General features: G+C 63.0%; 9 protein-coding genes. 6 read left to right on the top strand and 3 right to left on the bottom strand.

Annotated elements, in window-relative coordinates; all coding sequences use genetic code 11:
• Positions 1 to 173: 173 nt before the first annotated feature.
• Genes gatB through gatC form a run of 3 tightly spaced genes read right to left on the bottom strand, consistent with a single transcriptional unit; the run spans position 174 to position 3385 of the window.
• Positions 174 to 1619 carry an Asp-tRNA(Asn)/Glu-tRNA(Gln) amidotransferase subunit GatB gene (gatB, locus tag ABCR88_RS04685; protein WP_041115968.1) on the bottom strand — a complete coding sequence of 482 codons (1446 nt, stop codon included), beginning with the start codon at positions 1617 to 1619 and terminating at the stop codon, positions 174 to 176.
• A 10-nt stretch (positions 1620 to 1629) separates the two neighbouring features.
• On the bottom strand, positions 1630 to 3081 hold the full coding sequence (gatA, locus tag ABCR88_RS04690) for an Asp-tRNA(Asn)/Glu-tRNA(Gln) amidotransferase subunit GatA (protein WP_041115969.1): 1452 nt from the start codon (positions 3079 to 3081) through the stop codon (positions 1630 to 1632).
• 16 nt (positions 3082 to 3097) lie between these two features.
• Positions 3098 to 3385, bottom strand: coding sequence for an Asp-tRNA(Asn)/Glu-tRNA(Gln) amidotransferase subunit GatC (gene gatC / locus ABCR88_RS04695; protein ID WP_041115970.1), 288 nt, complete (start codon positions 3383 to 3385; stop codon positions 3098 to 3100).
• Positions 3386 to 3596: 211 nt separating this feature from the next.
• On the opposite strand from gatC, the gene mreB reads away from it, so the two are divergent.
• From mreB to ABCR88_RS04725, 6 genes are all read left to right on the top strand, one after another.
• A complete protein-coding gene (gene mreB / locus ABCR88_RS04700) occupies positions 3597 to 4634 on the top strand; it encodes a rod shape-determining protein MreB (RefSeq protein ID WP_002555108.1) in 1038 nt (345 codons plus the stop codon).
• A gap of 142 nt (positions 4635 to 4776) precedes the next feature.
• Entirely contained in the window at positions 4777 to 5874 is a 1098-nt protein-coding gene (mreC, locus tag ABCR88_RS04705) for a rod shape-determining protein MreC (protein WP_072443017.1), read from the top strand.
• Positions 5874 to 6365 carry a rod shape-determining protein MreD gene (gene mreD, locus ABCR88_RS04710; protein WP_011059252.1) on the top strand — a complete coding sequence of 164 codons (492 nt, stop codon included), beginning with the start codon at positions 5874 to 5876 and terminating at the stop codon, positions 6363 to 6365. The genes mreC and mreD overlap by 1 nt, the downstream gene beginning before the upstream one ends.
• Before the next feature lie 43 nt (positions 6366 to 6408).
• On the top strand, positions 6409 to 7014 hold the full coding sequence (locus ABCR88_RS04715; RefSeq protein WP_011059253.1) for a nucleoside triphosphate pyrophosphatase: 606 nt from the start codon (positions 6409 to 6411) through the stop codon (positions 7012 to 7014).
• A 56-nt stretch (positions 7015 to 7070) separates the two neighbouring features.
• Positions 7071 to 8528 (top strand): ribonuclease G, encoded by a 1458-nt coding sequence (gene rng / locus ABCR88_RS04720; RefSeq protein ID WP_011059254.1) that lies wholly within the window; start codon positions 7071 to 7073, stop codon positions 8526 to 8528.
• A gap of 75 nt (positions 8529 to 8603) precedes the next feature.
• Entirely contained in the window at positions 8604 to 12407 is a 3804-nt protein-coding gene (locus ABCR88_RS04725; protein WP_350404179.1) for a YhdP family protein, read from the top strand.
• Positions 12408 to 12444 lie beyond the last annotated feature (37 nt).

Consider the following 12444-nt stretch of genomic DNA (forward strand, 5'->3'; position numbering starts at 1 on the left):
GGTTGATGTGGCGAGGGAGCGTACTCCCGCTGGTCTGTCTGGCAGACCGCAAGCCGACGGCGATGTTCCTTGCTGGAGCGGCGCCGGCCGGTTTGCAGTCGCTGTCGGACCGAGCGGGAGCACGCTCCCTCGTCACGCGCAAGCGGCCGGGGCCGCTTGCGGTTAAACCGCGATCAGCCCTCGAGCTTGCTCTTGAGCAGCTCGTTGACCTGTTGCGGGTTGGCCTTGCCTTTGGATGCTTTCATCGCCTGGCCGACGAAGAAGCCGAACATCTTGCCGCGCTTGGCCTCATCGGCGGCACGGTACTGTTCGACCTGTTCGGCGTTGGCTGCGAGCATCTCATCGAGCACCGCAGAGATCGCGCCGCTGTCGGTGACTTGCTTGAGGCCACGCTTGTCGATGATCTCGTCGGCATTGCCTTCGCCATTGGCCATGGCTTCGAACACGGTCTTGGCGATCTTGCCGGAGATGGTGTTGTCCTTGATCCGCAACAGCATGCCGCCCAGTTGTTCAGCCGAGACCGGGGCTTCGTCGATTTCCAGGCCCTGCTTGTTCAGCAGGCTGCCCAACTCGACCATGACCCAGTTGGCGGCGAGCTTGGCGTCACCGGCGATGCTGGCGACCTTCTCGAAGTAGTCCGCCTGCTCACGGCTGGTGGCCAGTACGCTGGCGTCGTAGACCGACAGGCCGAACTGCTCCTGGAAGCGTTCGCGTTTCTGTGGTGGCAGTTCCGGCAGGGTGGCACGTACCTGATCGAGGAAGGAATCCTCGATGACCACGGGCAGCAGGTCCGGATCGGGGAAGTAACGGTAGTCGTTGGCTTCTTCCTTGCTGCGCATCGGACGGGTCTCGTCCTTGTTCGGGTCGTACAGGCGGGTCTGCTGGATCACTTTACCGCCGTCTTCGATCAGCTCGATCTGGCGACGGATCTCGCTGTTGATCGCCTTCTCGATGAAGCGGAACGAGTTGACGTTCTTGATCTCGCAGCGGGTGCCGAACTCGACCTGGCCCTTGGGGCGGACCGAGACGTTGCAGTCGCAACGCAGGGAGCCTTCGGCCATGTTGCCATCGCAGATACCCAGGTAGCGCACCAGGGCGTGGATCGACTTGACGTAGGCCACGGCTTCCTTGGCGCTGCGCATGTCAGGCTCGGAAACGATTTCCAGCAGCGGCGTGCCAGCACGGTTCAGGTCGATACCGGTGGCGCCGTTGAATTCTTCGTGCAGGCTCTTGCCGGCGTCTTCTTCCAGGTGCGCGCGGGTGATCCCGACGCGTTTCATGGTGCCGTCTTCCAGAGGGATGTCCAGGTGGCCCTTGCCGACAATAGGCAGTTCCATCTGGCTGATCTGGTAGCCCTTGGGCAGGTCGGGGTAGAAGTAGTTCTTGCGGGCGAACACGTTGTGCTGGCCGATCTCGGCGTCTACCGCCAGACCGAACATCACCGCCATGCGCACCGCTTCCTGGTTCAGCACTGGCAGCACGCCGGGCATGCCCAGGTCGATCAGGCTGGCCTGGGTGTTGGGCTCGGCACCGAAGGCGGTGGAGCTACCGGAGAAAATCTTCGATTGAGTGGTGAGCTGGGTATGAATCTCCAGCCCGATCACGACTTCCCATTGCATGTGTGTCTCCTCAGAAGCCGGTTGGGGTGCGGGTGTGCCAGTCAGTGTTCAACTGATACTGGTGCGCAACGTTGAGCAAGCGGCCTTCCTGGAAATACGGGGCGAGCAGTTGCACGCCGACCGGCAAGCCGTCGACGAAGCCGGCCGGCATCGACAGGCCCGGCAGGCCCGCGAGGTTGGCGGTGATGGTGTAGACGTCTTCCAGGTATGCAGCGACCGGGTCGCTGCTTTTGGCGCCGAGCTTCCAGGCCGGGTTGGGCGTGGTCGGGCCGAGGATGATGTCGACTTCGTTGAACGCGCTCATGAAGTCGTTCTTCACCAGGCGGCGGATTTTCTGCGCCTTGAGGTAGTAGGCATCGTAGTAGCCGGCGGACAGTGCGTAGGCACCGACCATGATCCGGCGCTGCACTTCGCTGCCGAAGCCTTCGCCGCGGGAGCGCTTGTACAGGTCTTCCAGGTTTTCCGGGTTCTCGCAACGGTAGCCGAAACGCACGCCGTCGAACCGCGACAGGTTGGAAGAGGCTTCCGCCGGGGCGATCACGTAGTACGCGGGGATGGCGTGCTGCATGTTCGGCAGGCTGATTTCCTTGATCACCGCACCGAGCTTTTCCAGCTCCTTGATGCTGTTGTGGATCAGCTCGGCGATGCGTGGGTCCAGGCCGGCGCTGAAGTATTCCTTCGGCACGCCGATGCGCAGGCCCTGCAGCGAGCCGCTGAGGCCGGCGCTGTAGTCCGGTACCGGTTCATCGATGCTGGTGGAGTCGTTCGGGTCGAAGCCGGCCATGCCTTGCAGCAGGATCGCGCAGTCTTCGGCGGTGCGTGCCAGCGGGCCACCCTGATCGAGGCTGGAAGCGTAGGCGATCATGCCCCAACGGGAAACGCGACCGTAGGTCGGCTTCAGGCCGGTGAGGTTGGTGAAGGCGGCGGGCTGGCGGATCGAGCCGCCGGTGTCGGTGGCTGTAGCGGCTGGCAGCAGGCGCGCAGCGACCGCCGCAGCGGAACCGCCGGACGAGCCGCCGGGTACGTGTTCCAGGTTCCACGGGTTTTTCACCGCGCCGTACCAGCTCGACTCGTTGGCCGAGCCCATGGCGAATTCGTCCATGTTGGTCTTGCCCAGGGTCACGGCCCCGGCAGCGGCCAGCTTGGCGACCACGGTGGCGTCGTAGGGCGCCTTGAAGTTGTCAAGCATCTTCGAGCCGCAGCTGGTGCGGATGCCCTGGGTGCAGAACAGATCCTTGTGGGCGATCGGCGCGCCCAGCAGAGCACCGCTCTCACCATTGGCGCGACGCTCGTCGGCGGCCTTGGCCTGGGACAGTGCCAGGTCCTGTGTGAGGCTGATGAAGCTGTTGATCTGCGGATCCAGCTGGGCGATGCGCGCCAGCAGGGTCTGGGTCAGTTCTACAGAGGAGAATTTCTTGTCGGCGAGGCCGCGGGCGATCTCGGCCAGAGTCATGTGATGCATTGCAGGCTCTTTCCCTTTAGTCGATGACTTTCGGAACCAGGTACAGGCCGCTTTCGACCGCTGGTGCGATGGACTGATAGGCCTCGCGATGATTGGACTCGGTCACAACGTCTGCGCGCAGGCGCTGGCTGGCTTCCAGGGGGTGGGCCAGGGGCTCGATACCGTCGGTATCGACTGCCTGCATTTCATCCACCAGCCCGAGAATGCTGTTCAGGGCCAAGGTGATGTGTGGAAGATCGCCTTCATTGAGCTTGATGCTGGCCAAATGAGCGATTTTTTCCACGTCGGAGCGTTCAAGCGCCATGGGATTCTCCAGTGGAAAACAAAAACGGATTTCGTCCGCGTGTTAGATTGTCGGAACACTACCGCATTTCTACGGTCTTATGGCCGCGATTGTGGGGGTTGGTGCACAGAAAAGCGGCCAATTTAACATATTGGCGCCTTGCCCAAAATCCCTGTCGTTGTTAGAGTTTGCCGCACTTTTTTACCCACGCGTTGCCTAGGGTCCCTTTCCCATGTTCAAGAAACTGCGTGGCATGTTTTCCAGCGATCTTTCCATTGACCTGGGCACTGCCAACACCCTTATTTACGTGCGCGAGCGCGGTATTGTCCTGAATGAACCATCGGTTGTGGCCATTCGGACCCACGGTAATCAGAAAAGTGTTGTCGCGGTTGGTACTGAGGCCAAGCGCATGCTCGGTCGTACCCCGGGCAACATCGCAGCCATTCGTCCGATGAAAGACGGCGTGATCGCCGACTTCAGCGTTTGCGAAAAGATGCTGCAGTACTTCATCAACAAGGTTCACGAAAACAGCTTTCTGCAGCCCAGCCCACGTGTGCTGATCTGCGTTCCATGCAAGTCCACCCAGGTTGAGCGTCGCGCCATCCGTGAATCGGCCCTTGGCGCCGGTGCCCGTGAAGTGTTCCTGATCGAAGAGCCGATGGCCGCTGCGATCGGTGCCGGCCTGCCGGTTGAAGAGGCCCGCGGTTCGATGGTCGTGGACATCGGTGGTGGTACCACTGAAATCGCCCTGATCTCCCTGAACGGTGTGGTCTACGCCGAATCCGTACGGGTTGGCGGCGACCGTTTCGACGAAGCGATTATCACCTACGTGCGTCGCAACTACGGCAGCCTGATCGGTGAATCCACCGCCGAGCGCATCAAGCAGGAAATCGGTACCGCCTACCCGGGCGGTGAAGTGCGTGAAGTCGACGTCCGCGGCCGTAACCTGGCCGAAGGCGTGCCACGTGCCTTCACCTTGAACTCCAATGAAGTGCTGGAGGCTCTGCAAGAGTCTCTGGCAACCATCGTTCAGGCGGTGAAAAGCGCCCTGGAGCAATCGCCTCCGGAACTGGCCTCGGACATCGCCGAGCGCGGCCTGGTGCTGACCGGTGGTGGCGCGCTGCTGCGTGATCTGGACAAGCTGCTGGCCCAGGAAACCGGCCTGCCGGTGATCGTTGCCGAAGACCCGCTGACCTGTGTCGCTCGCGGCGGTGGCCGTGCATTGGAAATGATGGACAAACACACCATGGACCTGCTCTCCAGCGAGTAACTTCGCCGGTTGCATCTATGCTGTTGCGCTCACAGGCAGCACTTTGCAGTGCTGCCTGTGGCGTTTATCTTCTGTCAATCTGCATCCAGGCCGGTTTGATGCCGTATGAATAAACACAACATTTGCCTGGGAGGAGCGGCCTATTAAACCGCTTTTCGCCAAAGGCCCCTCATTAGGCGTGCGCCTCCTGGTGCTGGTCGTTCTCTCGGTCGCACTGATGGTGGTCGATGCCCGCTTCACACTGCTCAAGCCAGTGCGTAGCCAAATGTCGCTGGTGTTGATGCAGTCCTACTGGATCACCGACCTGCCGCAGCGGCTATGGCAAGGCGTGGCCAGTCAGTTCGGCAGCCGTACCGAACTGGTCGCTGAAAACGAAAAACTCAAGACCGAAAACCTGCTGCTGCAGGGGCGCATGCAAAAGCTCGCGGCCCTGACCGAGCAGAACGTGCGCCTGCGCGAGTTGCTTAATTCCTCGGCACTGGTCAACGAGAAGGTTGAAGTGGCCGAGTTGATCGGCATGGACCCGAACCCCTTTACCCACCGCATCATCATCAACAAGGGTGAGCGCGATGGCGTGTTCCTCGGCCAGCCGGTGCTCGATGCCCGTGGCCTGATGGGCCAGGTGGTGGAGTTGATGCCCTACACCTCCCGCGTACTGCTGCTCACTGACACCACCCACAGCATTCCGGTGCAGGTCAACCGCAACGGCCTGCGCGCCATCGCCAGCGGCACCGGCAATCCGGAGCGCCTGGAGTTGCGCCATGTGGCCGACACCGCGGATATAAAGGAAGGCGATCTGCTGGTCAGCTCCGGTCTGGGCCAGCGTTTCCCCGCCGGCTACCCGGTGGCCACGGTCAAGGAAGTGATCCACGACTCCGGCCAGCCGTTCGCCATTGTGCGGGCGGTACCCACCGCTGCGCTGAACCGCAGCCGCTACCTGCTGCTGGTATTCAGCGATCCGCGTACCGCCGAAGAGCGTGCCAACGATGCCGCCCAGGCCCAGGAAGCCCAGGACCAGCAGGGCGCCGGCGCCGCGCCAGTGGTCCCGGCCACCGTGCCCAAGCCGGCCGCGGCGGCAAACGCCGGGGCTGCGCCCGCCACTGCGACTCCTGCTGCGCCGGCGACCCCGGCCAAACCCGCGGCTCACGCTCCGGCCAAGCCGGTCCATAAACCTGTGGTGAAACCGGCCGCTGCCAAACCACCGGCAGCAGCACCGGCTACCACCGGAGGAAGAGAATAATGGCGGGTAGCACCTATTCGCGAAATGGCTGGATCGTCTGGTTGACCTTTCTTATCGGGCTGCTGCTGAGCGTCTCGCCCTTGCCGCAGTTCATGGAGATCCTGCGTCCGCTGTGGCTGGCGCTGTTGCTGGCGTTCTGGGCCCTGGCCCTGCCGCACAAGGTCGGCATGGTCACTGCCTGGTGCCTGGGGCTGGCAGAGGATGTGCTCTACGGCACCCTGCTGGGGCAGAATGCCCTGATCCTGACGCTGATCACCTTCCTTGTACTGTCTCTGCAACAGCGCCTGCGGATGTTTCCGATGTGGCAGCAGAGCCTGGTGATCCTGGTGATCTTCGGCCTGGCGCAGTTGGTTCAACTCTGGCTCAGCGCACTGACCGGCAACCGCCAGCCGACCCTGGCCCTGGTGCTGCCGGCCCTGGTCAGTGCCTTGTTGTGGCCCTGGGTCAGCTTCGGCCTGCGCGGCTTGCGTCGACGTTTCAAAATCAATTAATTCGGTCAGGCATTGGCCCGCACCTCGACAGGGAGATGTCTTGATGAATCCGCTTTACCTCGCTTCCGGTTCGCCTCGTCGGCGTGAGTTGCTGACGCAGATCGGCGTGCCGTTCACCGCCATCAGTGCGGACATCGATGAAACCCCGCTGGCCGATGAGTCACCTGCCGCCTACGTCGAGCGCCTGGCCCGAGGCAAGGCTGCGGCGGGGCGCGGGCTGATCACCAGCAGTGAATCCCAGGCCCCGGCCTGTGTGCTGGGGGCCGACACCGCGGTGGTGCTCGATGGGCGGATTCTCGGCAAACCACTGGATCAGGCTGATGCGTTGCAGATGCTCATGGCGCTTTCGGGGCGTGAGCATGAAGTGTTCACCGCCATTGCCCTGCTTGACGGTGAACGCTGCGAGTCGCGAGTGGTGCGCAGCCTGGTACGTTTTCGCCCGATCTCACCTGCAGAGGCCGCGCTCTACTGGGCCAGCGGCGAGCCCTGCGACAAAGCCGGTGGCTATGCTATCCAGGGACTGGCAGCGGTGTTTGTCGCCGGCCTCAATGGCAGTTATTCCGCGGTGGTTGGGTTGCCGGTGTGCGAAACCGCAGAACTGCTCGGGCATTTCGGCATACCCTGTTGGCAAAACCTTCCAGTGCGCTAAAGCGCCGTACCCGATTGCTGCTGCCCTCTATGAACACGCCTGAACGAGACACTGCCATGAGTGAAGAGATTCTGATCAACATCACGCCGATGGAATCACGCGTGGCGGTGGTCGAAAACGGAGTGCTGCAAGAAGTTCACGTCGAGCGCACCCAGCGCCGGGGGATCGTCGGCAACATCTACAAGGGCAAGGTGGTGCGGGTCTTGCCGGGCATGCAGGCGGCCTTCGTCGACATCGGCCTGGACCGGGCGGCGTTTATCCACGCCTCGGAAATTTCCACCCGCGAAGGCACTGCGGTAGAGAGCATCAGTGCTCTGGTGCACGAAGGGCAGAGCCTGGTGGTGCAAGTCACCAAGGACCCCATCGGTTCCAAGGGCGCGCGCCTGACCACTCAGTTGTCGATCCCTTCCCGCTATCTGGTGTACATGCCGCGTACCGCCCATGTCGGTATCTCGCTGAAGATCGAGGACGAAGCCGAGCGTGAGCGCCTGAAGCAGGTCGTCAGTGATTGCGTGGCCCAGGAAGGCATCAAGGAGGCCGGTGGTTTTATCCTGCGCACCGCCGCCGAAGGCGCCGGGGCCGATGAGATTATGATGGACATCCGTTACCTGCGCCGGCTCTGGGACCAGATCGGCGCGCAGATCAAGACCATCGGCGCGCCCAATGTGATCTACGAGGATCTGGGCCTGGCGCTGCGCACCCTGCGCGACCTGGTGAGCCCGAAGATCGAGAAGATCCGCATCGACTCCCGGGAAACCTTCCAGAAGACCACGGTGTTCGTGGCCGAGCTGATGCCGGAAATCGCCGATCGCCTGGAGCACTACCCCGGCGAGAGGCCGATCTTCGATCTGTACGGCGTCGAGGACGAAATCCAGAAAGCCCTGGAGCGCAAGGTGCCGCTCAAGTCCGGAGGCTACCTGGTGGTAGACCCGGCGGAAGCCATGACCACCATCGACGTCAACACCGGGGCCTTCGTCGGTCATCGCAACCTTGAGGAAACCATCTTCAAGACCAACCTCGAGGCGGCCACCGCCATTGCCCGGCAACTGCGCCTGCGCAACCTGGGCGGGATCATCATCATCGACTTCATCGACATGGAAGATGAAGAGCACCAGCGCCAGGTATTGCGCACCCTGGAAAAGCAGCTGGAGCGTGACCACGCCAAGACCAACATCATCGGCATCACCGAGCTGGGCCTGGTGCAGATGACTCGCAAGCGCACCCGCGAAAGCCTGGAGCAAGTGCTGTGCGAGCCTTGCAGCAGTTGCCAGGGTCGGGGCAAGTTGAAAACCCCGGAAACCGTCTGTTACGAAATATTCCGAGAAATCCTCCGCGAGGCCCGGGCTTATCAGGCAGAAGGGTATCGGGTGCTGGCCAATCAGAAGGTGGTCGACCGGCTGCTGGACGAAGAGTCGGGCAACGTGGCGGAGCTGGAGGGTTTTATCGGCCGGACCATCAGGTTCCAGGTCGAAACCATGTATTCCCAGGAACAATACGACGTGGTGCTGCTCTGATTCCGCGTGTTCTACATCCGTGGAAATGGCTGGCTTCAGCTTTTTGCATGACTTTTACCCTGGGAGCCAACTGAAATGGAGCGGCTGATGCGCCTGTTCACCACGCTGATTCGCTGGGGGCTTGGCTTCTGTGCGCTGGCGCTGGTGGCGACTGCCTTGTATGTCAGTCTGGGCCGGGAACTGACCCCGCTGGTGGCCGAATACCAGCCCGAGGTCGAGGCCAAGGTGCAGCAGGCCGTGGGCTTGCCGGTGCATATCGGTAGCCTGGAGGGGCGCTGGAGCGGCTTGTCGCCGATCCTGCTGGCCCACGACGTGCAGGTGGGCGAGGGCGCCAATGCGCTGCGCCTGGATCAGGTGAGCGTGGCGCCGGATATGCTCGGCAGCCTGCTGGCCCGTGACCTGCGGATCGGCCGCCTGGAGCTCAGCGGCCTGAGCCTGAGCCTGAAAGAGGGCACGGACGGCCAGTGGCAGCTTGAAGGCCTGCCGGTGCAACAGGACCAGCCGATGGACCCCCAGCAGTTGCTGGGCCGCCTGCAACAAGTTGCCGAGCTGTCGCTGCTGGACAGCCAGGTCACCTTGCAGCCTCTGGACCACCAGCCCGTGGCCCTGACCTACGTCGGGCTCAATCTGCGTAGCGGTACCAGCCGCCAGCGCCTGGAGCTGCGCCTGACGCTGCCGGACGGCCAGCCCCTGGCAATGAACCTGCGGACCAGGATGCGGGCCGAGGCCTGGCGCGATGCCCAGGCCGACTTGTACCTGAGCTTGCCGCAAAGCGACTGGTCGCGTTGGGTGCCGGCTCGGCTGACCCGGGAGTGGAAACTCTCCGAGCTCAAAGCGGGGGGCGAGCTGTGGCTGAAGTGGGCCAAGGGTGGGGTGCAAAACGCCACGCTGCGCTTGAATGCCCCGCAATTTACCGGGGCCTATGCCGAGCGCACGCCGGTGTCCCTAAGCAACCTGGCATTGAATGCCTACTTCCAGCGTGACGAGCAGGGCCTGCAGGTGCAGCTTGACTCCCTGGCGCTGAACCTCGGCGAGACCCGCTGGGAATCCCGTGTGCAGGTGCAGCAGCGCAACGCGACCGAGCAGCAGGAAGAACTCTGGCATGTGCAGGCCGACCGCCTGGACCTGAAGCCGATCACCCCGATCCTCGATGCCCTGGCCCCCTTGCCGGAAGGCCTGGCCACGGCCATCGACCGACTGAAAGTCACTGGCGGCCTGCGCAACGTGCTGCTCGACTATCGTCCCCAGAACACTGGCGACCAGCGCCTGAGCTTCGCCGCGAACCTCGACCGGGTTGGCTTCGATGCCTATCACGGTGCTCCGGCAGCACGAAATGTCAGCGGCAGCATCAGCGGCGACCTGGGCAAGGGCGAGCTGCGCATGGACAGCAAGGATTTCTCCCTGCACCTGTACCCGATCTTCGCCAAGCCCTGGCAGTACATCCAGGCCAACGCCACCCTGACCTGGAAGCTCGACAAGGAAGGTTTCACCCTGATTGCCCCCTACCTGAAGGTGCTGGGCGAAGAGGGCAAGATCGCCGGCGACTTCCTGATCCGCCTGCATTTCGACCACAGCCAGGAAGACTACATGGACCTGCGAGTCGGCCTGGTGGACGGCGATGGGCGCTACACCGCCAAGTACCTGCCCCAGGTGCTCAACGCCGGTGTGGATGAATGGCTGCGCACGGCGATCCTCAAGGGCGCGGTGGACCAGGGCTTCTTCCAGTACCAGGGTTCGCTGAACCATGACGCCGTCGAGGCCGCCCGCAGCATCAGCCTGTTCTTCAAGGTGCATGATACCGAGCTGGCATTCCAGCCGGGCTGGCCGCACCTGACCAAGGTCAGCGGCGATGTGTTCATCGAAGACAGCGGCGTGCGCATCGTCGCCAGCAAAGGCCAGTTGCTGGACACCAAGGTGCGGGATGTCTTCGTCAACATTCCCCATGCTGCCAGCGGACAGGACAGCCACATGTACATCGATGGCGCCTTTGCCGGTGGCCTGGGCGATGGCGTGAAAATTCTCCAGGAAGCGCCGATCGGCACCGGCTCGACCTTTGCCGGCTGGCATGGCGAGGGCGAGCTGCAAGGCAAGCTGGATCTGGATATTCCCCTGGTCAAGGGCCAGGAGCCGAAGATCGTGGTGGCGTTCAAGACCGACAAGGCGCGCCTCAAGCTCAGTGAGCCTGAACTGGAACTGACCCAGCTCAAGGGCGATTTCCGCTTCGATAGTGCCAAGGGCTTGAGTGGCGAGGGCATCAGTGCCCAGGCGTTCGAGCGGCCGGTCACGGCGCAGATCTTCGCCGATGGCAAGCCGGGCAAACCCAACACTCGAGTGGTTGCCAAGGGCCAGGTTGCGGTCAAGAAGCTTACCGAGTGGTTGCAAGTCGGCCAGCCGTTGCCGGTGTCCGGCGAGGTGCCCTACCAGTTGCAACTGAACCTGGACGGAGCCGACAGCCAGTTGATGGTCAGTTCCAGTCTCAAGGGCGTAGCGGTGGACCTGCCGGCGCCGTTCGGCATGGCGGCCAGCACCGGGCGCAACAGTGTATTTCGCATGACTCTGCAAGGGGCCGAGAGGCGCTACTGGTTCAACTACGGCGAACTGGCCGACTTCACCTTTGCGGCGCCCAGCGGCAAGCTCGCCGAGGGTCGGGGCGAGCTGTTCCTCGGCGATGGCGCGGCCTTGCTGCCGCCGGGTAAAGGGCTGCGGATACGAGGGATTCTCTCCGAGCTGGATGTGGAACCCTGGAAAGCCCTGGTGGATCGCTACGCCGGGCAGGACCCGGGAGGCAGCGCCAAACAGTTGCTCAGCAGTGCGGACTTCAAGGTTGGCAAGCTCAGTGCCTTCGGCACCACCCTGGACCAGGTCAACCTGTTGCTGGCGCGCAAGCCCGCTGCCTGGGAGTTGCAGATCGACAGCCAGCAGGCCAAAGGCAAGGTCGGGATTCCCGATGCCAAGGCGGCGCCGATGGCCATCGACATGGCGTACGTGCGCCTGCCGGCTGCCGATCCGGCAGCGCAGGCCGATGAAAATGCGCCCGACCCCCTGGCCTCGGTGGATCCGAAGAGCGTTCCGCCCCTGGATATTTCCATTGCCCAGCTGTTCCAGGGCCAGGACCTGATCGGCCGCTGGGCGCTCAAGGTACGGCCGACGTCCAGGGGCATGGTCTTCAATGGCCTGGACCTGGGCCTCAAGGGCATGCAGTTGCAGGGCGAGGGCGGCTGGGAAGGCCAGGCCGGTGCCAGCAACAGTTGGTACCGGGGCCGCATTGGCGGCAAGAACCTGGCGGACGTGCTCAAGGGCTGGGGCTTCGCCCCGACCGTGACCAGTGAAGATTTTCACCTGGACGTCGATGGCCGTTGGCCGGGCTCGCCGGCCTGGGTGGGCTTGAAGCGCTTCTCCGGCAGCCTGGACGCTACCCTGCGCAAGGGCCAGTTCGTCGAAGTCGAGGGCGGGGCCCAGGCCTTGCGGGTATTCGGCCTGCTCAACTTCAACTCCATCGGTCGCCGCCTGCGCCTGGACTTCTCCGACCTGTTCGGCAAGGGCCTGAGCTATGACCGGGTCCGGGGCGTGCTGGCGGCGAGCAATGGCGTTTACGTCACTCGCGAGCCGATCACCCTGACCGGGCCGTCGAGCAACCTGGAGCTCAATGGCACCCTGGACATGGTGGCCGACCAGGTCGACGCCAAGCTGCTGGTGACCCTGCCGGTGACCAACAACCTGCCGATTGCCGCGCTGATTGTCGGTGCGCCGGCGGTGGGCGGGGCGTTGTTCCTGATCGACAAGCTGATCGGTGACCGCGTGGCGCGCTTCGCCAGCGTCAAATACAACGTCAAAGGCCCATGGAAAGAGCCGAAAATCACCTTCGACAAACCGTTTTGAGAATCCTCGATTCGCGCCTATGGAGTAGCATGGCCGC

Origin of the sequence: Pseudomonas sp. W17 (genome assembly GCF_040268305.1) — a bacterium.
Classification (GTDB): Bacteria; Pseudomonadota; Gammaproteobacteria; order Pseudomonadales; family Pseudomonadaceae; genus Aquipseudomonas; species Aquipseudomonas protegens.